This window comes from Novosphingobium sp. THN1 (assembly GCF_003454795.1).
Classification (GTDB): domain Bacteria; phylum Pseudomonadota; class Alphaproteobacteria; order Sphingomonadales; family Sphingomonadaceae; genus Novosphingobium.
Genome location: NZ_CP028347.1, coordinates 970,873 through 993,328, shown reverse-complemented (window position 1 = coordinate 993,328; position 22,456 = coordinate 970,873). Strand labels below are relative to the sequence as shown.

Sequence of the window (22,456 nt, the reverse complement as noted above, 5' to 3'; positions counted from 1 at the left end):
GCCGAGGCGAAGATGGCCACCACCGTCGATGCCGAACAGGCGCGCACGCTTAAGTTCCTCGAAACGCTGGTCAATCAGAACTCGGGCAGCCGTAATCTCGAGGGCGTGCGCAAGGTGCGCGATATCGTCGTGCCCGAATTCACCGCGCTGGGCTTCACCTCGCGCTGGATCCCGATGGAACAGACCGGGCGCGCCGGACACCTTGTCCTCACCCACAAGGGGCGCAGGGGTGTGAAGAAACTCCTGCTGATCGGCCACCTCGATACCGTGTTCGAGCCGGACTCCCCGTTCCAGACCTATGTCCTGAATGGTGATAAAGCCACCGGCCCCGGCGTGGGTGACGACAAGGGCGGCATCGCCGTGATCCTCGCCGCCGTTCGGGCCATGCATGCCGCCGGCACGCTGAAGAGCGCCAACATCGAAGTGTTCCTCACCGGTGACGAGGAAGAAGCTGGCTCTCCCACCGAAGTCGCTCGCGCCGATCTCGTCGCTGCCGCCAAGGCTGCCGACGTCGCGCTCGATTTCGAAGGCCTGTCACGCGAGAACGGCAGGGACATGGGATCGATCGCCCGGCGTTCCTCGCAAAGCTGGACGCTGGTTATAGAGGCGAAGTCTGGCCACTCCAGCGGCGTGTGGGGCGCAAACGCGGGCGACGGCGCAATCTATGCAGCAGCGAAGATCGTCGACGCCTTTCGCACCGAACTGCCCGAACCCTACCTTACTCTGAATGTCGGCCTGATCGCCGGCGGGGCCGAGGCGGACGTGGCCGAAGACAATGCCCATGTCTCGGCACAGGGCAAGACCAACATCATCGCTGGCAAAGCCGTGGCGCGCGGCGATCTGCGCACCCTCAGTCCCGAACAGAACGCCGCCGCCATGCGCAAGATGGAATGGATCGTCGCGCGCAATTATCCGGGCGTGACCTCGGCGAAGATCACCTTCAGCGAAGGCTATCCGCCGATGGCCCCGACCGAAGGCAACAAGGCGCTGCTCGGCAAGCTCAATCAGGTGAATACGGCGCTCGACCTGCCGCAGATGCAGCCGCTCGATCCGATGAAGCGCGGGGCGGGCGACATCAGCTTCGTTGCCGCATACGTCGATGGCCTGGTCGGCCTCGGCCCGCACTCGACCGGCGATCACGCGCCGGGCGAAACGGTCGACGTGCCCAGCATCTGGACCCAGGCCAAGCGCGCTGCTCTGCTGATGACCCGTCTCTCGGCAGAGAAGTCCACGCGGTGAGCGAGGCCCACCCGCCCAGTCCCTGCACCGGCGTCTGCGAAGTTGACCGGGTCACCAGCGTCTGCCGCGGCTGCGAGCGCACGCTCGACGAAATCACCGCATGGTTCACCGCCACGGCGCCTGAGAAGCATGCGATCCTGCGCGATCTCGCCGCCCGTCAGAGCGTCAGCATCAGGTCCACATAGCCGTAGGTGGTGTTCCCTGTCGGCGGCGCATTAGGCGCGTCGCGCAGCAGACCCCGCTTGAACAGCACCGCGGCCCCGCCATCCACCTGCAGCAAACCCGGCACGATCCAGTGGCGCACGCGCCCTTCGATCTGGTGCCCGCCAAGGCTTCCGGAACTGCCGCTGGCATCGCGCACGCCGGTCGCGGCAAACTGGTCGCGCCGGTTCTCGGCCCAGGCGGTTCGCCACGCCACGAAAGCATCGGTCCGTTTCGACGGCGTCACTTCCACTCGGAGTGACGGCGAAACGATATTGCTCCGCCGGAATGGCCCATAGAGGCCGTTCGGGCCGAACTCGAAGCGGCGCGCCGAATAGAGCGTGTCGAATCGGGTGAACTTGCGCGGGTCGCCCTTGTCGCCACTCGCGGCATCGAACATCGCCACCAAGCGCGGGCTCCAGCCAGTCGGGAAAGTGTATCCCGCATCGGCGTGGAGGAACCACGCGTACACATCGAGGTCGGTCACGTCCGCCCCACTCGCAGTCCGCCGTGCCTTGCCGAACTGCACCGCGCCTTCGATATCGTGGTCCCACTCGCCCGCCTTCGCCTTGATGAAGTGCCGCGCCCCCACGGTGCCGATCCGCCGGTTCGCTGTCGCCAGCTTCGCGCCGTCGCGCTCGATCAGGGCGAAGGCATAGGGCTGCAGCGTCCCACCCAGCACTTGCGGCAGGGTTCCATGCGCGCCGAAGAACATCACGTCGAAGTTCTCGCGGTCCCACTGCACCTTGTCGTTGCGGATGCTCGCGGCGTCATCGGGCAGGCGCTGGTGCGGCAGCGCGAACATCAGGTCGAGTTTGCGCCCCTTGCCCCCGTCCAGCGCGAGATGCGCCCCGGTGAAGGCATTGGTCGTATTCCGAAACCGCTGGCGCGCCACCATGCGCCGGTTGCCGAGATCAAGCGTATAGCGCCCCAATGTCAGCGTGCTCTTGCCCGAAAGCTTCACCGCCACGTTCGCCTGCACCAGTTCGAACGCGTTGACCTCGCCGGCATTGGCGGAAGAGCGCGCGTCCTGCCCCACGTTCGCGCATCCCACATCTCGGCATTGAACCACACCGGCCCGGCATCATAGCTGGCGGCAAGCTCGGTCCGCAGCGAAATCATGGTGTCTGTTGCAGGCGCGGGGAGGGGCCTGAACTGCCCACCGATCGATTCCACCCGCAGCCGGGTCGAGGCTGACAAAGTCCACGGGTCTTCCTCCGCTCGCGCGGGAAGCGCCAGGCAACAGGCAATGGCGACGGCAGCAGTTCGTTTCACGATGGGTTTCCACTGGCGCCTCCGTTGTCGGCTGGCGCATTGCCCGCGCCATAGCCCGCACTTGCACGCGGCGCCATAGGCCGCTAACGGCACCCCACGTCACTTGGGGAGTAGCCACCGCGTTCCGCGGCCCTCAGCGTCAACATGCTTGGTCGAGAGGCCATGGCGTAGGCGGCAGGGCTTTTTGTCCACCGGGCGAGACCAATGACAGCGAACCCATCGTCCGGGCCGGGCGGAGGGGAACGCTGTCGTTGGCCTGATCGCTCCGCCCGGCCCCGGAATTGCTGATGTTCGAAGCTCTCACCACCTCCACCGCGATAGTCGCCCTCGCCGAGGTTGGCGACAAGACGCAGTTGCTGGCGATCATCCTTGCCACGCGGTTCAAGCGCCCGCTGCCGATCGTGCTCGGCATCCTTGTCGCAACCCTCGCCAACCATTTCCTCGCCGCACTGCTCGGTGCGACTGCTGCGGCCTACCTTGATGGCCAGTGGTTCCGCTTCGCCGTCGCCATTGGTTTTGTCGCCATGGGTCTGTGGACGCTGGTGCCCGACAAGATGGACGAGGACGAAGCGCCCAAGCCCTCGCGCTTTGGCGCCTTCCTCACCACGCTGGTCGCGTTCTTCATCGTCGAGATGGGCGACAAGACGCAGATCGCCACGATCGCGCTGGGTGCGCGCTTCAACGATGCCCTTGCCGTCACGGCCGGGACCACGCTCGGCATGATGCTTGCCAACGTGCCTGCGGTGTTCTTCGGAAACGAACTGATTAAGCGCGTGCCTCTGGATGTCGTCCGGATGATTGCCGCTGCGCTGCTCGTTGCCACGGGTGTTTGGCTGTTCGTCCAGACCCTCGGCATCTTCTAAGCCTTTACGTGTTCGGTATTTGTTCTAAAGTGCCGGCATGATCGAATCAGCCGCTACCGCCTCGGATGTGATCGAACGCGAAGCCCGCGCGGTCGCGCGCGGCATCTGCCGCCTGTTCGCCCGCAACGACATCTGGTGCCTGCCCGAAATGCCGCTGCGTTCGGGCAGGCGCGCTGATCTCATGGGCATCGATGCCAAGGGGCAGGTCGTGATCGTGGAGATCAAAGTTTCGCGCGCGGACCTGCTCGGCGATGGCAAGTGGACCGATTACCTCGATCACTGCGACCGGTTCTACTGGGGTCTTGCCCCCCATCTTGACCGTGCCGTGCTCGAAACCGAGGACTTCCTGCCCCATGCCTGCGGGGTGATCGTCGCCGATGGCTATGATGCCGAGATACTGCGCCCGGCTCCCACCATTCCGCTGGCTGCTGCGCGCCGCAAGGCCGAAGTGGAGCGGCTCGCGCGCGCCTCGCTGCGCCGCCAGCTAGTCGGCATTGATCCCCAATGCGCCGCATGGGGCGGTTGATCAGGCCCGCCGCTTTATTCCCAGAGGCGGCACCAGCGCCAGCAAGGCGGCGCGGGATGCCAGGAATTCATGCCAAAGCGCGGTTGCGGCCGGGCCGGGGGTTTGCCCGCGCGCCGAAACTGCGAGCAAGGCCGCCAGTCCCGGCTCCATGATCGCGGCGAGATCGTCCACACCCTGCTTGGCCAGATCATAGCGCCATCCGCCGGTATCACGCATGATCGCCGGGAAGTTGCGCACTTCGGGCTTGCGCATTTCCTGCTGCAGTCCCGCCAGGGTACAGACCACGGCCGCGGCATCGTGCAGTGCCGACCACTTCATCGACATGGCGTTGCCAGCGGCATGGCCAAATTCGGCCCGGCCCGCCTGCGGCGGCGCAGCGCGCGAATCACCTGATGACGTCGAAACCCCGTTCATGGCTTCGGCGTAGCCCGCAACCGGTTCCCAAATTGCTAAGCGCAACTGGAACACAAAATCGCTGGCATGCCCGCCAAGGCGCTGCTAGGTGCCGTCTCGGCCCTGCACCCGTAGCTCAGCTGGATAGAGCGTTGCCCTCCGAAGGCAAAGGCCACAGGTTCGAATCCTGTCGGGTGCGCCATTACCATTCGCTGTGATGATCGTCGGCTGCGCGCGCGAAAGCTCAGGTCCTCGCGTCGGACGCCAGCACCCTCTGCCTTGACACATTGTCGTGAGCGCCCAAGAGGTCGGCACCCCTTTCGTTGAAGCAGGTCCTTTGCATGTTCCGGCGCGTCGCCTCCCTGCTCGATCCCTTCCTGCTTGCCCTTGTCGCAACAGTCGTCCTCGCCAGTCTGCTGCCGGCGCGTGGCGCATTCGTACCGCTGGTGGATGGTGCGGCGGATGCGGGGATCGTGCTGCTGTTCTTTCTCCACGGTGCCAAGCTGTCGCGTGAGGCGATCTGGGAGGGGCCCGCAACTGGAGATTGCACCTTGCCGTGCTGGCGACGACTTTCGTGCTGTTTCCGCTTCTTGGGCTTGCCGCTCGCGCCCTGCCGTTTCTCCCGGTCGAGTTCGGCGCGGGCCTGCTTTTCCTCGCCCTGCTGCCGTCCACGGTACAGTCCTCCATTGCCTTTACCGCCATCGCGCGCGGCAATGTGGCCGCCGCAGTCTGTGCCGCGTCGTTCTCGAACTTCGCCGGGATTTTCGCCACGCCTGCGCTTGTTGCCGTGCTGATGGGCGGGGCAACGGGCGGGTTTTCCTGGGCTTCTGCCGAAACCATCGTGCTGCAGCTGCTGCTTCCCTTCGTGGCAGGGCACCTGCTGCGTCCGTGGATTGGCGGCTTCATCGCCCGTCACAAAACCTTGCTCGGCAAAGTCGATCGCGGATCGATCCTGCTCGTCGTCTATGCTGCGTTCGGCGCAGCCGTTGTCGAGGGACTGTGGCAGCGCGTTGCGCCCGTCAGCCTGCTCGTGCTGACGCTGGTCTGCCTCGTCATGCTGGCGCTGGTCCTGGCCGCCACCTGGCAGACCGCCAAGGCGATGAAGCTCCCGCGCGAGGATGCCATTGTCCTGCTGTTCTGCGGCTCGAAGAAGAGCCTGGCCTCTGGCGTGCCGATGGCGGGCGTGTTGTTCCCGGCGGCTTCGGTCGGCATCGTGCTGCTGCCCGTGATGGTGTTCCATCAGCTGCAGCTCATCGCCTGCGCCCTCATCGCACCGCGCTTGGCCCAAGGTGTCTTGGAATAGCAAACGGCGGCGAAGCCTGAAGCTCCGCCGCCGCCTTGAATGCCGACCCGATCAGAAACGGTCGGCGTTCATGACCTTGGTCCATGCCGCCACGAAGTCGGTCACGAACTTGGCCTTGGCATCGTCCGAGGCATAGACCTCGGCCACCGCGCGCAGTTCGGAGTTCGAGCCGAACACGAGGTCGACAGGCGTCGCCGTCCACTTGGGCGTACCGCTCGCCCGGTCCTTGCCCTCATAGAGCCCCGGCGTCGCCGACTTCGCCCAGACCGTGTCCATCGACAGCAGGTTGACGAAGAAGTCGTTGCTCAGCGTGCCCGGCCGGTCGGTGAACACGCCCGCCTTCGATCCACCCGCATTCGCGCCGAGCGCGCGCATGCCGCCCAGCAGCACGGTCGTCTCGGGCACGGTGAGGCCAAGCATGTCGGCCTTGTCGACCAGCGCCTCGGTCGGCCCATAGAACGAATCCGCCGCATAGTAGTTGCGGAAGGCATCGGCCTTGGGCTGGAGGTAGTTGAAAGATTCGACTTCGGTCTGCGCCTGCGTCGCATCGACGCGGCCTGGCGTGAACGGTACGCTCACATCTTGGCCCGCCACCTTGGCCGCCTGCTCGATCGCGGCATTGCCGCCCAGCACGATCAGGTCGGCCAGGCTTACCTGCTTGCCGCCCTTCGCCGCCTTGTTGAAGCCCAGGCGGATTTCCTCGAGCTTGGCCGTCACCTTGGCCAGCTCCGCCGGATCGTTGACCGCCCAGTCCTTCTGCGGAGCAAGCCGCACGCGCGCGCCATTGGCCCCGCCGCGCATGTCGGTGGCGCGGAAGGTCGAGGCCGAGGCCCACGCCGCGCGCACCAGCTCTGCCGTGGTCAGGCCCGACGACAGGATCGAACCCTTCAGCGCCGCGACGTCAGCCGCATCGACGGGCGCGTAGCTGGCCTTTGGCAGCGGGTCCTGCCAGGTCATCGTCACCTTCGGCGCATCCTTGCCGAGATAGCGCGCCTGCGGACCCATGTCGCGGTGGGTCAGCTTGAACCATGCGCGGGCAAAGGCATCGCTGAAGGCCTGCGGGTTCTTCTTCCAGCCCAGCGTGATCTTGCGGAAGCCGGGGTCCTCGCGCATCGCGATGTCGGTGGTGAACATGATCGGCGCATGGCGCACGTCAGGACGGTGTGCGTCTGGCACCAGATTGGCTGCTGCCGGGTCCTTCGGGATCCACTGCGTCGCGCCCGCCGGGCTCTTGGTCTTGACCCATTCGAAGCCATAGAGGTTGTCGAGGTATTGCGTGGTGAAGGCAATCGGATTGGCCGACCATGCGCCTTCAAGCCCGCTGGTCACGGTGTCCTCGGCATTGCCCTTGCCGCACTTGTTGGCCCAGCCAAGACCCTGCTGTTCGATCTTCCCCTGCCCGGGATCGTTGCCGACGCATTCCTCCGGCTTATGCGCGCCGTGTGCCTTGCCGAAAGTGTGGCCACCGGCGATCAGCGCCGCTGTCTCCTCATCGGTCATCGCCATGGCGCCAAAGGCGCGGCGGATGTCCGCCGCAGCCGCCAGAGGATCAGGCACCCCGTTCGGACCTTCGGGGTTCACATAGATCAGGCCCATCTGCGTCGCGCCCAATGGCCCCTTGAGGTTGCCCTTGCCATCGCGCCGCTTGTCGTCGAGCAGCTTGGTCTCGGGGCCCCAGAACACCAGATCGGGCTGCCAGGCATCGACACGGCCACCGGCAAAGCCGAGCGTCTTGAAGCCCATGTCCTCCATGGCGACATTGCCGGTGAGGATCATCAGGTCGCCCCAAGAAAGCTTGCGCCCGTACTTCTGCTTGATCGGCCAGACGAGCCGGCGGGCCTTGTCGAGGTTGACGTTGTCCGGCCACGAATTGAGCGGCTCGAAGCGCAACTCGCCGCCGTCCGATCCACCACGCCCGTCTCCGGTGCGATAAGTCCCCGCGCTGTGCCAGGCCATGCGGATAAAGAACGGGCCGTAGTGGCCATAGTCCGCCGGCCACCACGGCTGCGGCGTTGTCAGCACCTTGCGGATGTCGGCCTTCACCGCGTCGAGGTCGAGCGATGCGAACTCCTTGGCATAATCAAAGTCGGGGCCATAGGGATTGGCCTTGGTCGCCTCATTCTGCCGCAGCGCGGTCAGGTCCAGAGTGCGAGGGTACCATTCCTTGGCCGCGGGTTCGCTGGTGGGGGTGACGGTTTCGGCCATTGCCGCGCTGCCGAGCGGCGCAGTGGCCGCCAGCACGACAGCCAGCGCGATCCTGCTGATCTGCATGAGCTTCTCTCCTCCTGTTGCCCCGCACGATAACGGGCTGGCAATCGGATAAGTCACTCAAAATCCTCAGACCAACGGGTTAGTCCTATCACAGTTATCGGCAGAGTCGTTCATCTTGTAGCAATCGAGCAATAAATCCGATTGCTGACCAAGGAAGAAGGGAAGCCATTGGATCCCGGCCTTCGCCGGGTTGACCCAAAAGGTGAGCAGCCGGTCGGCCGGCCCAAGGACTGCGAGCCAGAGGCCGGTGAAGCGTCCAGCAAGAATCGTCGCCCCGGCGCAGGCCGGGGCCCACACCCTCCCATCCGACGCCGTGATCACCGGCAAGATGCTGGGCCTGTCGCGAAGACACATATCGACGCGAGGGTTCCCCGAAGGGATACTTTGACCCCGAACTCAGCAATGTGATGAAGTGAGAAACTGGAGCGGGCGAAGGGATTCGAACCCTCGACCCCAACCTTGGCAAGGGGATGCCCAAGCGGCCCGACGAGTTCCATGCGGAAACTTTGTGAGACGCCAAGTGCTTGCTCATGCTGGATTTTCGAGGCACTAGTCGTTCCAGCCGGTTCCGGGGAAACCTGTCCAATTCTGCTCCCCCGATGCTCCCCGGCTAGGAGGCAACTATGGCACGAGGGGTCAAAAAGGCATTCACCGAGGAGGGTGTGGCGCGGCTGTCCGCACCGCGCGGCGGCCGTCGCGAGATTGGGGATGCGGTCCAGCGTGGGCTCGTACTCCGCATTGGCGAGACGGGCGTGAAGTCGTGGTCGGTCATCTACAAGGTGCCAGGCGAGCGCGGGGTGAGCCCGACCGGCCGCCCGCTCAAGGGCAGCCAGAAGCGCATCACCATCGGGCAGTACCCGGCGATTGGCGTGGCAGCGGCGCGCGAGGAAGCCGGGCGCATCATCCGGCAGGCACTGGAAGGCAAGGACCCGCGCCCGGAGCGCCGGGAGGCCAACCTGCTGCGCCACACCAATAGCGTTGAGGCCGTGTCGAAGCGCATGGTGGAGCTGGCGAAGAAGCAGGTGGAGACGTGGCCCGGATGGAGCAGGTGCTGCGCGATTACGTCTGGCCCACCTTGGGCAACCGTCCGATCGCAGACGTGAGCCAAGCCGACATTCACAAGCTGCTGGACGACCTTGTTGCCACCGACCGCCACGGCACCGCCCGCGAGGTCCGCAAGATGATGTCCCGGCTGATGAATTACGCGGCCGAAAAGTCGCTCGTCGCCGCCTCCCCGATGGCAGGCATGAAACGGCGCGACCTGACCTTGCAGGTGAGCGAGCGCGCCCTGACCGACGAGGAGCTGCGCGCCGTGTGGGCGGCCGCCGACGAGATGGCCTACCCGTTCGGGCGGCTGTTCCAGCTCCTCATCCTGACCGGGCAGCGCAAGAGCGATTGGGGCGATGCCCAGCGGCGCGAACTGGACGCGGCAGAGCGGTGGCTGGCGATCCCGATGGAGCCGTTCAAGAGCCGTCGCGGCCATATCGTCCCCCTCACCGGGCCCGCGTGGGACTTCGCCGCTGGCTTGCCGACCTGGGTGAGCGACGATGACGAGGACGCCACGCCCGATGGCGAGCTGTTCCTGTTCTCAACCACGGCGGGCAAGCGGCCGGTGTCGGGATGGTCGAAAGCGAAGGCCCGGCTGGACGAGCTCGCCTTGAAGCATCTGCGGAAGGCCCGGAAGGACCCTGAGGCGACGCTGCCCCCGTTCGTCGTCCACGACTTCCGGCGCACCTGCGAAACCCGGCTTGCGCGGCTGGGCTTCAATCAGGAGGTGCGCGACGCGGTGCTGGGCCACGCCAAGCCGGGCTTGCAGCGCACCTACAACAAGCACGACTATCTGGACGAGAAGCGTGCCGCGCTCGAAGCCTACGGCGCGCACATCATGGGTGTGTTGAAATGAGCGGGGAGCCACAGCCCGAGCCGATGTATCAGCCCGAGGCGTTCCGGCCGCTGGCGGCGCACATCGTGGAGGCGGCACGGCAGCCGGTCCTTGGCGGCAAGAGCCCCGGCCGGGCATTGACCTGGGCCCGCACCTCTCCGCCTTGGCCGCGCTCATTGCGGACGTGTCCGAGTGGTACGAGGTCGCCCGCGACGACTGGGAGGCTCGGAACATCGCGCCGCCGAACCGCGACTTGCAGCGCAACCTCGACCCCGACGAGCCCGAGCCAGGCTACGACTATGGCGACGACCAGCCGACCGATTGGGCCGCGTTCTTCGATGCCTTCTATGGGCGCGCAGACGGCAACCCCGGCCAGAACAGGCAGACCCGGACAGGCGGTGCGCCCCGGCTCGACCAGCCGCCGCCGATCCCACCGCTCTATCCGGTGGTGGTGGCGCTCGAACGGTGGTGGAAGGCCAACGTTGGGGACCGGCATGGGCAGCGGTTCAGCCCACGCTTCGGCCGCGACGACTTCCAATCGCCGCCGCCCTACGATCTGCGCTACAGCAATCCGCCTGCCCGGTTGCTCTGGCTGATCGCCGAACGGCTGGACCCGCATTACACGCCTGAGAACCTGAGCGACTTGCACAAGCAAGTGCTGCGGCACCGGGCGAATGCAGCGCGCAAGAGTTAGCCCCCAACTCCGTCTCTCGCGACTGGCCATGATGCCCACCAGTACCAAGCTGGAGGGCTGCGATGGCCGAGCGATTCATGACAATGGAGCAAGTGCGGGGCCGCGTGGCCCTGTCCAAGACTGAGATATACCGCAAGATCAAGGTCGGGGCGTTTCCCAAGCCGGTCCCCTTGGGCACTCAGAAGGTCGCCTTCGTGGAGAGCGAGGTGACCGCGTGGATGGACGACCGGCTGCGGGCCCGTGCCGAGGGCGAGGGAGCGGAACGGCGGTCGCAGCAGGGGCGGGACGCGGTGAGCGCCCGGCCGGATCGGGCAAATGGATAGGCCCGCGCCACATCGACATGACGCGGGTCAGCTCCACCGGGTCCCGTTGTCTATATCGCCCAGCGAACCACCGGCCGCTCTCATCAAGTTCATCGCCGCCGTGCGGGCGATCAGCCCGACCACCTGGGCAGCACTGGACGACATCAGACGGCAGGGGCTCAAGCGAACGGACGTGAACGGCATGATCGCCACGGCCGCCCGGCACCGGGCGGGCTGGCAGCCGGTCCTTGCCGCGTTCGGCTGGCTGCCGACTGCCGACGGGCGGGGCTTGGTCAATCCACTCATGGGCCCGCCCAGGCTGTCCCCGCCCGCGTCCCTCGACCCGGAATGCAGCGCCGCGCTCCACCTCTGCCGCCTCTCCTCGTGACCAGCTCCCCCACGAACGGAACCGATATGCCCGCTCAATCTCCCACCGCTGAGGCGGCCCCGGCCCCCGCGCTCGCCTGGCTGGCCGACCTGCACCCCGCCGTCCAGTCCCGCATCTGCCATGGCCGGAATGACCCCGAAGCCTTTGTGCCGTACCTCTGCCACCTCACCGGGGAAGAGCTGCGCGCCATTTTCACCAATCCCGCCCTTCCGGGCTTGCATGTGGCGATGGAGCCCGGAGAGGCCCGCGACAGGGAGGTGATGCGGCTGATCCGGCTGGTCATCTGGCACCGGGAAACGTGGGCCCATGGCGCACTGCCCGAAGAGCTGAACGATCACGCATTCGTTCGCCACTACGGCAACAAGCCGGTGGTGGTGCACTGGTCGGCGGGTGGGGAGCTCGTTCATCAGGCCATAGGCGACTTCAAGAATTCGCATATCGACCGCTTCATGCCCGCCGTGGACCCGAAGACCGGGCAGCTCGTCCGCGCCCCGCTCGCCACCGCCTGGCTGACGCACCCGAACACCCCGCGCTATGACCGGGTGGAGTTCTTGCCCGGCGACACCGACCCGCCGCCCGGAGTGCTCAACCTCTGGCGCGGCTGGCCCTGCCGCGATGACGTGACCGACGACAGCGAAGGCGAGCCCGTGTGGTGCCAGCGGTTCCTCGCGCACATGCGGGAGAACGTGTGCGGGGGCGACCACGAAACGTACTGGTACCTGCTCGGCTGGATGGCCGATGCTCTGCAAAACCCGCACCGCACTTCCGAAGTGGCCGTTGTGCTCCGGGGCCCGCAGGGCTCTGGCAAGACCCTCTGGGCCAAGCTGTTCATGGAGCTGTTCGCGCCGCACACGCTGACCCTCGACAAGCCCGACCACCTGACCGGTAGCTTCAACAAGCACCTGCAGGACAAGAGCATCATCTTCGCGGACGAGGCCTTCTTTGCCGGCAACCGGCAGCATGCCGCCACGCTCAAGACCCTCATCACCGGCGACGAGATATTCGTGCACCCGAAGGGCGTGGACGGCTTCATGGCGAAGAAGCTCTTTCGCCTCATCATCGCCAGCAATGACGAGCACGTGATCCGCGCCGAGGGTGACGACCGACGCTACCTCGTGCTGAACGTGGACGCGGGGGAGCACAACCAAAGCGCCGCCTACTTCGGGGCTATCGTGGACGAATGGCAGGAAGGCGGCCGGGCCGCGCTGTTCCAATGGCTGCGCGGGGCCTACTGGCGCAAAATGCTGGAGAGCGGCGCGTGGGACGTGCGGGACCGACCGAAGACGGCCGCGCTGCAAGCGCAGAAAGATTTGAGCCTGTCTCCCGCCACGCGGCTGGTGCACAACATGCTGCGCGATGGCGAGGTGCCGGGCCTGTACGGGGCCGACGAGAAGCGCGGCTTCGTGTTCGTCGCCACGCGGGCATTGCAGGAGGCAGGCCGCCTTGGTGAAGAGCACGAGCGCGGGCTGGGCGAGGCCCTATGTGTGCTTGCCGGTGTAGGGGCGTCGAGCGTCCGCGCCTACCTGGGCGAAGGCCATGCCCGCCGCCAGTGGCGCGGGTATTGGCTCCCACCGCTGGACGAGTGCCGCCGTCGCTGGGAGGCGCATCTTGGGCGCAAGGTGGAATGGCCTGCTGGCATTGCCACCTGGGGCTTCGAGGCCCAGCCACCCGAGCCAGAAGACGACTTGCCGTTCTGAGCCGGAAGGCGCTGCCACCCGGCTCACGTGAGGCGGGTCGAGGCGGGGTCCGCCTTACGAAATCGTCCATGTATCCTGAGGGTTAGGCAGGTTTAAGTCGGGAAGGCGGGTAAACCGGGGGGAGCCCAGTGGGGAGGGTTGTTGCCGAAGGCTGCCGCTGCCAGCAAACCTAGTTCTTACCCGACTTACCGACTTACCCGACTTAAAGAATAAGAATTACTAGGGAGTAGTGAGGCTTAGGGTAAGTCGGGTTGGCAAGTCGGCTCGGAGCCGGGTCGAGGCTGGCGACTTAGCGAGGAGCCCCGCCCCCTGGGCTCTGGGCCAACGAAACCGCCTCTTCAGTCCCTAAAAAGAGAGCCCGTCTCAGCCCGAAGATTCACCGCTCACCCCCTAGGCAGGTCGCAGCTCCCCGAGTGCTCCCCCGGCATGGCGCGCCGCGCCCCAAATGCCAGCATTTCCAGAGGGTAAGCCCCAAGCCCCCGCCCTACCTAAGGGTATGCTCCGGGGCATGAGCAGCAAAACCGCACTCATAACCCGCGCTGGTCGCGGCAAAACCGCCCCGGTGACGATCACCCAAGATGGGTTGGACGTGATCGAAGCCATGGCTGCCGAAGGGCAGGACCAGCGCACCATCGCCAAGCGGCTCGGCATCAACCACCAGACGTTCAACAACCTGCGGAAGACCAAGCCTGAGGTCGAGCTGGCGCTTGAGCGCGGCCATGCCGCCCTGGGTGACGAGCTCACCCACCACCTGCTGAACGCGGCCCGCAACGGCAACATCGTGGCGATGATCTACCTCACCAAGGCCCGGCTCGGCTGGCGTGAGGGTGACGCCCCGAAGCCCGGCCGAACATCACCATCAACCTGCCCGACAGCCAAACCCGGAAGCCTACCTGCGCGCGATCCGCGTGGGGCAGGAACCGGATGCAGAGCGCCCGGCGCTTCCCCGACCTGGGACCCTGCGATGATCGACGCCATCAAGCCCACTCCCTACCAGTCCACCGTCCTTGCGGTCCCTGAGAAATGGAACCTGCTGCTCGCTGGCGGCCGCGGTGGTGGCAAGTCGATGGGCGCGCTGCTGCTCGTCCTGCGCCATGTCGAGAAGTACGGTTCCCAAGCCCGGCCGCTGATCGTGCGCGAAACCCACAAGGCGGTGACCGAGCTCGAAGAGCAGCTCGACGGCCTGCTGACCGCCGCCTATGGCCGGGGCGTCCGCCACAACCGGGCAGAGCACACCTTCCGGCTGCCCAATGGGGCCATCGTGGAGTGCGGGCAGCTCGACGGGCCCAACGCCTACAAGAAATTCCAAGGCCGCTCGTTCACGTTACTGGTGATCGACGAATTCGGCCTGGTGCGTGACCGCCGCTGGGATGACCTTCTCAAGTCCAACCTGCGCGCGCCGGAAGGCATCCCGCTCCGGGAAGTGCGCACTGCCAACCCCGGTGGGCCGCTCCATGCGCTGATCCACCAGAATTACATCGCCAAGTCGCTCGCCTGGCACCCCTACGAGGTGGACGGCGAAGTCTGGGTGAATTGCCCCTCGACGCTGATCGACTACCCGCACCTCGACCATGAGGACTACCAGCGCCGCCTCAAGGCGGCCTGCGGCAATGACGAAGAGCTCTTCCGGGCTTGGGTGGACGGCGACTGGAACATTGCCCGTGGCGCGTTCTTCGGTGGCGCGCTGGACGAGCGGGTCCACATGCTCCCGGTCGCATGGCCCTACATCATCGACCGGAAGGCATGGCGGCCTTTCCTTGCGATGGACTGGGGCAGCGCCGCGCCTTCCGTTACCTATGTCTGCCTCAAGGCTCCGGGCGATGTGGGCCCGTTCCCCAAGGACAGCCTGATCCTGCTGGACGAGCTCGCCACGGTCGATCCCAATGACCCGAACGTCGGTCTCGGCTGGCCGCCCGGCAAACTGGCCGAAGCCATCCACGAAATGTGCGGCCGCTGGCGTGTCCATCCCCATGGCGTGGGCGATGATGCGCGGGGTCTCGAAGACACGCTGCTCAATGTCCTGCAACGCCACGGCATCAACCTCCAGCGACCCCGGAAGGAGCGGGTCGCGGGCTGGGCCGCGATGCGAGAGCGCCTATTCAACGCCAAGGAGCAGAACGGCCGCCCCGGCATGTGGATCACCGGCCGGTGCCGCTATTTCTGGCAGACCGTCCCCTTCCTTGAGCGCGATCCGTCCCGGCCTGAGGACGTGATGACCGATGGCCCCGACCACGCGGCCGACGCTGCTCGATACGCTGTCATGCATGCCAACGTCCGCTGGGGAACCGGCCGGGTGTCAGCAGGCCACTACTGAGAAAGGAGCCCACCATGCCCACCCCGTTTGATGATTCCGTGCCCGTTCGTGGAGACGTGCCCATATCCCTGCACCCCGACAGCCTCTTGGGCATTGGGGCCGCGCTCAACCAGCCCGACACCCTGGGCGTCACCGTCTTGTCGGCAGCGCGCGAGGGGCTGCGCCTCTGCTACGACCTGTTCGGGCGGATGAACGACGCCGAGCGGGACTTGCAGGCAATCGCTGCCCCGGCCCGCCGTCGGCAGCACCCGGCCGAGCGCGGCGGCCGTACCGAGATCAGCGGCGACGTGCGGATGGTGAACGGCAAACCGACCTGCGTGGTCGATGCGGCCGAGTTCATCGCGGCCGCCGAGCAGGCCTTCGCCCGCGTCAGCCCAGCCATCGACCGCCGCGTGAAGGAGCTGAACGGCTACCGGCAGACGCTGGAAACCCGCGTAGCGACCGCGCTCGACCACCCGACGCGCAAGACCGCCGAAGGGCTCGCCCTGGCAGCCGAAGTTCGCGCACACATCAAGGCGATGAAGAAGCCTGAGCAGCGGATGCAGTTCGTCGCGCAAGCAGTGGACGGGGGCGACGTGGCGACCGTGGCAGCGGTCATCCACGCCCAACCGTTCCTTTCCGGGCTCACCCCCGAGAATCATGCCTCCCTCCGGGCCCGTGCCGCCGCGCAATTCGCCCCGGTAGACAATGCCCAGCTCGCTGCCACCGACGCGGCCTTGCAGCGCCTCACCGCGTCGAGCTCTGCCCTAGTGAAGCGTTACGGCGACATTCTGGCGATGCGGGACGCCCCGGCCGCCAAGGCGGCCAAGAGCCTCAAGTCGCTCGGGGATGCGGGTCGGTGAGCGACCCCATTGCCGCGATGTTGGCCGATAGTTGGGTGGAGCGGTATGGCAGCCAGCCCAAGCAGGAGACGGCCGACGAGCTGGCTGCGCGGCTAGTGCGAGAGGCGCGCACCGAGGCGCTGGACCGCGCCCTCGCAGACCTGCGAAACGGCCGGGAGCCCCGGCAGTCGGACCTCGACCTGTTCAATGGCGAGCCGACCATGAACCTGCGCTACCACGACGTGCGCGACGAGGCGCTGGCGCTGCACGGGGGCGATCTTGAGTGGCAGCGCGACGAGCCGGATCCTAACGATGAAGACGGCGGCGAGCAATGAAGAGGCCGGGGATCATCGCGTCCGACCACGATGGAGAAGGCGTCAAATATGTCAGACCAGCGGAGCAAGAGCGTGCCTGTCTCCGTTGCCGCAAGGCCTTCATGAGCCACGGGCCAGGCAATCGCCTATGCAGCGAATGCCGCGCCCGTGACGTGAGCCCCTTTGAGCCGGGTTAGCCGGGCATCATGCCACGCGGGCGAGCTCTCCCCAGTCACCCAGTTCAACCAGCTTTCGCCGCGCCTCTTCAAAGCGGGTGACGGCCGCTGCAACCTTTCGCTGCTGCTCTAGGTCGAAGTCTCCGTCCTCAGTGATTGGGATGTTGACCTTGAGTTCCTTGACGCGGGCGGCGAACAGTTTGGCCTCGTAGAGGAAGCCACCGGCAGCCACAGCACGGCGCAACTCAATAGCGACATAGTCATGGTCCAGCGCCTCATCCTTGACGTCCAGAGCGATTACATCGTCCGTCAGCGCGCAGACCTCGTCCCTAACATAGACCTTCCCAACCGAGGCCCCGTTCGCATTAACGGTAACGACCTTGGCCTCTTCGATGGTCATTCCCAGCTCTTCCAACCAAGCTCGATCTGCACTGCCCTTCGTTTCGGCGGCAGTTTTGAAGCAGCTGTAAATCGGGATTTCGCCGGGGTGCTCCCGGATGTCGGCTGTTCGGACCCGCGTTCCCGAGCGGACATTGAAGTACGCGGTATCGGACAGCGAAAGCTCTTTCGTTTCACCGGAGGTAAGTGCCTCAAGCTCCGTGCGCGCGGCCTCCAATTCCGCGCCGATGGCCTCAATGCGGCTCACCGCTTCACCGACGAAGTCTGCCCGCGTGATGGCGTCTTCGCGGATGCCCAGCTCGACCAGCTCACTGTCACTCCAAAACCGGGCGACGTCCCATCTGTCTCGGGCCGAAAACTCATCGGCATCGACGAGCCGCATGATCTTGGAGTCCGCCACGCCTTCTCCCGCACCGTTTTGGAGCGCGACGAACGCTTGGGCGATGTCGTCAAGGTCATTGTCGTTGGGCGTCGGAATACGCCGCCAGTCCAGCGTCTCACCGATGCTCCGCGCAATCCCACACAAAACCTTTGGCCTGGCCTCTGACACCGTGCGTCGACGCTGGATCACCAAGATCGCCGTCTTTTGAGAGGTGTTGAAGAATGTGTTCCTGGGCAGCTGTATGGAGGCGAGCAGGTTGCACTCCTTCAAGAGTTCCAGCTTCGGTCGCGGCTCGGTTCGGTTTAGGAGGCCGAGCGGTACGATGATGAACGCCTTGCCGCCAGGTCGGAGTGCACCACTGATGTACCGCAAGAACAGGGCTTCGAGGCCCAGTCCTCCAGTGTTGTAGTAATCGCTGAGGAACACGCCGTTACGCTTGCCTTCAACGTGCTCGATCTCCCTTTTATAGATCGCGCTCCCTTGGGTGACATACGGGGGATTAGTCAGGATTACGTCCGCCGCACCCTGAGGCGGACGTTCCAGTGCCCGAGGGTTTCATGCGCGTTCATGAGCACGAACGTGTCGGCCATTGCCTGATTGAGACCTTCCAGAGTGACCTCCGGGTCACGGACGGCTTCTGCCAGATGGATCAGCATGTTGGATTTCGCCAGCATGTGCAGGTTCGGGTCCACGTCCACCCCAACCGTCCGAATGCGCCGACGCGGAAGCCCCCCTTCGAACTGCACGTTACCGGGGAGCGCATCGCCGAACAGAAGGGGCTCCAGCACAAAGCCGCCCACGCCCGCTGCCGGATCGAGCAAGACTGCCCCGTCAGGGAGCTTGTTCAGCTCCGCCATACGGATCATCGGGCGCACCACGTTGCGAGGCGTGAAGAACTGTCCGAGACGCTGCTGGCGAGCCGACCGTCGCAAGAAGGTCTCGTAGAGCCGCAGTTTGAATTGGGGGTCTATGTCGTTCAGGGCACCGAACGCCTCGAACGCGTCCAATATCTGGATGAACGTCCGGTTATGCGTCGCGAGCGATTCCTCCGAGGTCTCAAAAGAGTTGAAGCCGATGATGGAGGTGGGGGACTGGATCGAGGTTAGGCCGAAGAGCCCTGCTACGGCGCTGTCACCTGCCGATGTTCGCGGCGGAAACAGCTCCTGAATCTTTGGGCGGATTTGTTTGAAGTAGTACTCGATCGCCGTCATGCCGTGGAGCTGCATCATCTCCGCAGGGCTCTTGCGCAGCGCATAGAACCTGTAGGCGTCGGGAAGCACCCGCCTTGGCAGGTTGTCCGACAGGAACTTGAAATTGAAGAATTCGGTGAACGTGAGGAGAGCTTCCTTGGGCTCCGCCTTCGTCGCCACCCAAATGCTCTGCCAGACCGATTCTGCGAGGGGCTTGGGGTCCTTAGACACGGCCGCCTCCCCGAGCAGCAGGCTTTCCAGCACTGCCGGGTTTAAATCGCGCGTCTCGTCGAAGAACCGCAGCTCGCCGTCGTTGGCACTGGCCTGAACATCCACGTAGCGGTCGCTGGTGCCATCCGTTGTAACGGCGACGTGCACGTTGAGGGCGAGCGCAGCATACAGCGCCTGCTCCTGGGCTTTCAGGACATCTGCCTCTGACTTGTACGCCTTCGGAGCCTTGTTCTCCGCCACCGCCACTGGCGCGAGCGTATCGTCGATCCGATGCAGGAACACCCGGTCTGGTTTGGCAGAAGCAGGCTTCTTCGGTGGGCTGTAATGCTTGAAGGGGAAGTCCACTGTTGCCGGTACGATGGTCGAAACACCCGCCTTGACCAACGCCTCGATGGAGGTCGCGCCGATGTTCAGGTGCTCGTAGCGCCCGTACTTTTCGCCTCTCAGCGTATCGCCAGCAAAATAGCCCCTTTGGATCAACTCTTCGCTTGCCACCGATTCCCTCGTCGTATCTTACCGATACGACTGTCGGTAAACTTAGCCAAGGGCGCTGTCCAGTGCTTTTCGTTAGGTCGGTCATGGGCCGGAGAGATGTCGCCCAGGCATCGGCCCGACAACAAAAGACAAACGGACCCAAGCCTTTGGGCGCACCATTGGCGTCCAACTGCTCCAAATTACGCACAGAGGGCGCGCGCAAATCTGCTCCCCGGAGCGCTCCCCGAGGGGAGCCCAGAGGGCTCAGATCGCTGCTAAGTCATTGGAAAACTGGAGCGGGCGAAGGGATTCGAACCCTCGACCCCAACCTTGGCAAAACGAAACAAGCCATTACGCCACTGTAGCCGAACCTACGAAATATGACGGTATTTCAGTTATTTGTTGCAACACCCTTTACGACGCCGTAGCCTCCAAATCGCCACGAAACGGCAAATTTTGGAGACAATATGGAGACAGAAGGCCTCGATCCGAGCTTTGTCTCCAAATGGAGTCGTAAGCATGCCGACTGCGAAGATCAACAAGCGCTCGGTCGATGCCTTCAGCGCGGATGGACAGCCACAGGCTGTTCTGTGGGACAGCGAAATCCGGGGCTTCGGTGTCCGGGCACTTCCATCCGGGCTCAAGACCTTCATCGTTCAGTACCGCAATGCCGAGGGTATCAAGCGGCGGATCAACCTTGGTCGATATGGCGTCATCACGGTCGAGCGGGCTCGTGACCTCGCGAAGATCAAGCTTGGCGAAGTAGCCTCCGGCGAAGACCCGGCACTGGCCGTCCATGAGGCCCGCAAGGGGATGACCGTTGCCCAGATGTGCGACTGGTATCTCACCGAAGCGCGGGCCGGGAATATCCTTGGACGCAAGAACCGGCCGATCAAGGAATCGTCACTCAAAATGGACGAGAGCCGGATCAATACGCACATCAAGCCGCTGCTCGGCAAGCGGCACGCCAAGCACCTCACCATTGCCGAGGTCGAGCAGATGCAGTCCGACGTTCGGGACGGCAAAACTGCCAAGGCGCGTGGAGGAGGCCGTGGAGGCAAGGCTGCTGGCGGCCCTGGCGTCGCGGCACGCTGCCTTGGCACGCTTCAGGCGATCCTGGGCCATGCCAAGCACAAGGGGCTGTTGACCGAGCACCCCACACGCGGTGCCAAGAAGCTGGCCACCAACAAGAAGACGCGGCGGCTCAGTTCGGCCGAGATCATCGCGCTGGGCAAGGCCATGGCCTATGCCGAGCGTAATGGAGAAAACCTCACCGCACTCGCGGTTGTTCGGCTCCTGGCCCTGACCGGCTTCCGGCGAGAGGAAGGCCAGGCAATGAAGCGTGCATGGGTCCATGCCGAAGGCGGCTTCATTGCATTTCCGGACACCAAGACCGACGCTCAGGTGCGTGCGATCGGGCCAGAAGCCCTGCGGGTGGTACTTGCGCAGGCCGAGATCGCCGGCAATCCGCATGTCTTTCCATCGCTGTCCGGTACCGGCCCCTATCAGGCCGCCGCCGCCTGCTTCACGCGCGTGTGTCGGCTGGCAGGGATTGAGGGTGCGACCTTGCATACCTTGCGCCACACCTTCGCCAGCATCGCTGGCGAACTGGGGTTCACCGAACTCACCATCCGCGCCATGCTCGGCCACGCCTCGCAGAATGTGACGCAGGACTATATCCATATCGACGAGGCGCTGAAACTCGCCGTGCGGCGCACCTCGGACGAGATTGCGCGCCTGCTCGATGAAGGTGCAGCCGGGCTGCGCCGCCCCGCCCCTGCTGCCTGATCATGGCGCCAATGAATCACTCGACGAAAGGTAACGAATATGTTACCCATCGCGGTGCAATGTGATTGTTGAGGAGTATATCCGCGAGGATGGCAGCTGCCCATTCCGGGGCTGGTTCGATGATCTCGATGTCCAGGCCGCAGCCAAGGTGGCGACCGCCATCGTCCGAATGGAACTCGGCAACCTGTCGAAGGTCAAATGGATCGGCGGCGGGCTTGGTGAGTGCCGGATCGATTGGGGCCCGGGATACCGCCTCTATCTGACTCAGGATGGCGAGCAACTGATCATCCTCTTCGTGGGCGGGACCAAGAAGCGGCAACAGTCGGATATCAGGCAGGCCGGTGCATTGCTCGATGAGTACAAAGGCCGGAAGGCCAAGGCGAAGAAGGCAAGGAGTTAGGCAAGGTGGCGCTGACACGCGATTTCAAGGCGACGGTGAAGGAACGTGCCGCGCGCGACCCCGCCTTCGCCAAGGCCATGCTCGACGAAGCCGCCACCGCTTTTCTCAACGGCGAACCTCATGTCGCGCGTCTGATCCTGCGCGATCTGGTCAATGCCTCAGTTGGATTCGAAGGCCTTGCCACTGAAACCAATCGGCCCAGCAAGAGCCTGCACCGGATGCTCTCCGAAAAGGGCAATCCGAGCATGGACAATCTTGCTGCCATTTTTGGCGTAGTGCGCAGGCACCTTGGCGTCACTTTAGAGGCTAACAGCGTCGAGCCAGCGTAAGACAGAATTATCTGCTCGTCGATTTCGAAGGCAAAGGCGGATAGGTTCAGCTGCGCTCAAAATATTCAATCGCAGCGCGCACCAGCAACAAGACCGCGCTCAAGCGGCTCGACGGATGCCCTTTTGCAGTTCCGACTTCCACTTCATCAACGCTCGGACCAGTTTTTCCGATGCCGGGATAAACTCGCCTTCGAGGCGCTCCTCTGCTTCGCGCTGGCGGCCGCCAAGCGCCGACGACATGACATGCCCGGCAGACCGGTGAAAATCGGCGTGAACACGTTTGACGACCTTATAGGGCACGTCTGCCTTGGCCTCAGCAGAAAGCGCCGTGGAATTGAGCCATTGGCCGAATTTGCAGTTGCCGTCGCAACCGGCTTCATGCGCCGAAATGTCAGACTTGCCCGTGCGCATTGCCGCACGCAGCCGCATCTTCCACATGCCGTGCGCGCCGATCGCTTCGTCGATCTGATAAATTAGATTGGCGTTTGTCATGGGGCCGACTCCATTGGCTTGCAACAAGGCTTGAACTGGCCGGCATCTTAATATCAGAATATGATAATATATAATGAGTGCTCTACGGGGTAACGCTTAGTCCTGCCAGCCC

General features: G+C 64.6%; 23 protein-coding genes, 1 tRNA gene and 1 pseudogene. 18 read left to right on the top strand and 7 right to left on the bottom strand.

Going from position 1 to position 22,456, the window contains the following annotated elements; genetic code table 11:
• Positions 1–12: 12 nt before the first annotated feature.
• On the top strand, positions 13–1,239 hold the full coding sequence (locus tag C7W88_RS04915) for a M20/M25/M40 family metallo-hydrolase (protein ID WP_118072716.1): 1,227 nt from the start codon (positions 13–15) through the stop codon (positions 1,237–1,239).
• A complete protein-coding gene (locus C7W88_RS04910; protein ID WP_118072715.1) occupies positions 1,236–1,424 on the top strand; it encodes a DUF1289 domain-containing protein in 189 nt (62 codons plus the stop codon). Before C7W88_RS04915 ends, C7W88_RS04910 begins: the two co-directional genes overlap by 4 nt.
• Here the strand turns inward: C7W88_RS04910 and C7W88_RS04905 are convergent.
• Positions 1,397–2,479 carry an alginate export family protein gene (locus C7W88_RS04905; RefSeq protein WP_162895915.1) on the bottom strand — a complete coding sequence of 361 codons (1,083 nt, stop codon included), beginning with the start codon at positions 2,477–2,479 and terminating at the stop codon, positions 1,397–1,399. The genes C7W88_RS04910 and C7W88_RS04905 overlap by 28 nt on opposite strands.
• Before the next feature lie 523 nt (positions 2,480–3,002).
• Here C7W88_RS04905 and C7W88_RS04900 point away from each other — a divergent pair.
• Together C7W88_RS04900 and C7W88_RS04895 are read left to right on the top strand one after the other, a co-directional pair.
• Positions 3,003–3,578 (top strand): TMEM165/GDT1 family protein, encoded by a 576-nt coding sequence (locus C7W88_RS04900; RefSeq protein WP_118072713.1) that lies wholly within the window; start codon positions 3,003–3,005, stop codon positions 3,576–3,578.
• Positions 3,579–3,615: 37 nt separating this feature from the next.
• Complete coding sequence (locus tag C7W88_RS04895; RefSeq protein ID WP_118072712.1) at positions 3,616–4,104, top strand: MmcB family DNA repair protein; 489 nt, start codon at positions 3,616–3,618, stop codon at positions 4,102–4,104.
• Here C7W88_RS04895 and C7W88_RS04890 read toward each other — a convergent pair whose 3' ends face one another.
• Complete coding sequence (locus tag C7W88_RS04890; protein ID WP_240344833.1) at positions 4,105–4,518, bottom strand: hypothetical protein; 414 nt, start codon at positions 4,516–4,518, stop codon at positions 4,105–4,107.
• A 104-nt stretch (positions 4,519–4,622) separates the two neighbouring features.
• Here C7W88_RS04890 and C7W88_RS04885 point away from each other — a divergent pair.
• Positions 4,623–4,699: transfer RNA gene (locus tag C7W88_RS04885), tRNA-Arg, on the top strand.
• A gap of 139 nt (positions 4,700–4,838) precedes the next feature.
• Positions 4,839–5,800: pseudogene (locus C7W88_RS04880) on the top strand (bile acid:sodium symporter family protein).
• A gap of 51 nt (positions 5,801–5,851) precedes the next feature.
• Here the strand turns inward: C7W88_RS04880 and katG are convergent.
• Positions 5,852–8,071, bottom strand: coding sequence for a catalase/peroxidase HPI (gene katG, locus C7W88_RS04875; protein ID WP_370073189.1), 2,220 nt, complete (start codon positions 8,069–8,071; stop codon positions 5,852–5,854).
• Positions 8,072–8,137: 66 nt separating this feature from the next.
• Positions 8,138–8,398 (bottom strand): hypothetical protein, encoded by a 261-nt coding sequence (locus tag C7W88_RS04870; RefSeq protein ID WP_162895914.1) that lies wholly within the window; start codon positions 8,396–8,398, stop codon positions 8,138–8,140.
• Positions 8,399–8,694: 296 nt separating this feature from the next.
• On the opposite strand from C7W88_RS04870, the gene C7W88_RS04865 reads away from it, so the two are divergent.
• From C7W88_RS04865 to C7W88_RS04825, 9 genes are all read left to right on the top strand, one after another.
• Entirely contained in the window at positions 8,695–9,174 is a 480-nt protein-coding gene (locus C7W88_RS04865) for an Arm DNA-binding domain-containing protein (protein WP_118072710.1), read from the top strand.
• Entirely contained in the window at positions 9,111–9,974 is an 864-nt protein-coding gene (locus C7W88_RS04860; protein ID WP_118072709.1) for a site-specific integrase, read from the top strand. The genes C7W88_RS04865 and C7W88_RS04860 overlap by 64 nt, the downstream gene beginning before the upstream one ends.
• A 142-nt stretch (positions 9,975–10,116) precedes the next feature.
• Positions 10,117–10,647, top strand: a complete 531-nt coding sequence (locus tag C7W88_RS04855) for a hypothetical protein (protein ID WP_118072708.1) — start codon at positions 10,117–10,119, stop codon at positions 10,645–10,647.
• Between the two features lie 62 nt (positions 10,648–10,709).
• Complete coding sequence (locus C7W88_RS04850; RefSeq protein WP_118072707.1) at positions 10,710–10,970, top strand: AlpA family transcriptional regulator; 261 nt, start codon at positions 10,710–10,712, stop codon at positions 10,968–10,970.
• A 46-nt stretch (positions 10,971–11,016) separates the two neighbouring features.
• Positions 11,017–11,337: a hypothetical protein gene (locus tag C7W88_RS22545; protein ID WP_162895913.1), complete on the top strand. Its 321-nt coding sequence runs from the start codon at positions 11,017–11,019 to the stop codon at positions 11,335–11,337.
• A complete protein-coding gene (locus C7W88_RS04840) occupies positions 11,334–13,034 on the top strand; it encodes a primase-helicase family protein (protein ID WP_205525252.1) in 1,701 nt (566 codons plus the stop codon). The genes C7W88_RS22545 and C7W88_RS04840 overlap by 4 nt, the downstream gene beginning before the upstream one ends.
• A gap of 508 nt (positions 13,035–13,542) precedes the next feature.
• Positions 13,543–15,348 carry a terminase gene (locus C7W88_RS04835; RefSeq protein WP_118072704.1) on the top strand — a complete coding sequence of 602 codons (1,806 nt, stop codon included), beginning with the start codon at positions 13,543–13,545 and terminating at the stop codon, positions 15,346–15,348.
• A 14-nt stretch (positions 15,349–15,362) separates the two neighbouring features.
• A complete protein-coding gene (locus C7W88_RS04830; RefSeq protein ID WP_118072703.1) occupies positions 15,363–16,190 on the top strand; it encodes a hypothetical protein in 828 nt (275 codons plus the stop codon).
• Positions 16,187–16,504, top strand: coding sequence for a hypothetical protein (locus tag C7W88_RS04825; RefSeq protein WP_118072702.1), 318 nt, complete (start codon positions 16,187–16,189; stop codon positions 16,502–16,504). The genes C7W88_RS04830 and C7W88_RS04825 overlap by 4 nt, the downstream gene beginning before the upstream one ends.
• Positions 16,505–16,687: 183 nt before the next feature.
• On the opposite strand, the gene C7W88_RS24330 is transcribed toward C7W88_RS04825, so the two are convergent.
• Positions 16,688–17,911 carry an N-6 DNA methylase gene (locus C7W88_RS24330; RefSeq protein WP_255418801.1) on the bottom strand — a complete coding sequence of 408 codons (1,224 nt, stop codon included), beginning with the start codon at positions 17,909–17,911 and terminating at the stop codon, positions 16,688–16,690.
• A gap of 38 nt (positions 17,912–17,949) precedes the next feature.
• Positions 17,950–19,356, bottom strand: a complete 1,407-nt coding sequence (locus tag C7W88_RS24325; protein WP_118072700.1) for an N-6 DNA methylase — start codon at positions 19,354–19,356, stop codon at positions 17,950–17,952.
• A gap of 498 nt (positions 19,357–19,854) precedes the next feature.
• Between C7W88_RS24325 and C7W88_RS04810 the strand changes: the two genes are divergently transcribed.
• The 3 genes from C7W88_RS04810 to C7W88_RS04800 all read left to right on the top strand — a co-directional run bounded on the left by C7W88_RS04810 (position 19,855) and on the right by C7W88_RS04800 (position 21,852).
• A complete protein-coding gene (locus C7W88_RS04810) occupies positions 19,855–21,123 on the top strand; it encodes a site-specific integrase (RefSeq protein WP_118072699.1) in 1,269 nt (422 codons plus the stop codon).
• 61 nt (positions 21,124–21,184) lie between these two features.
• Complete coding sequence (locus C7W88_RS04805) at positions 21,185–21,523, top strand: type II toxin-antitoxin system RelE/ParE family toxin (RefSeq protein ID WP_118072698.1); 339 nt, start codon at positions 21,185–21,187, stop codon at positions 21,521–21,523.
• Between the two features lie 5 nt (positions 21,524–21,528).
• Entirely contained in the window at positions 21,529–21,852 is a 324-nt protein-coding gene (locus tag C7W88_RS04800; protein ID WP_118072697.1) for a DNA-binding protein, read from the top strand.
• Positions 21,853–21,951: 99 nt separating this feature from the next.
• Here C7W88_RS04800 and C7W88_RS04795 read toward each other — a convergent pair whose 3' ends face one another.
• Positions 21,952–22,371, bottom strand: a complete 420-nt coding sequence (locus tag C7W88_RS04795; RefSeq protein ID WP_162895911.1) for a CZB domain-containing protein — start codon at positions 22,369–22,371, stop codon at positions 21,952–21,954.
• Between the last annotated feature and the right edge of the window lie 85 nt (positions 22,372–22,456).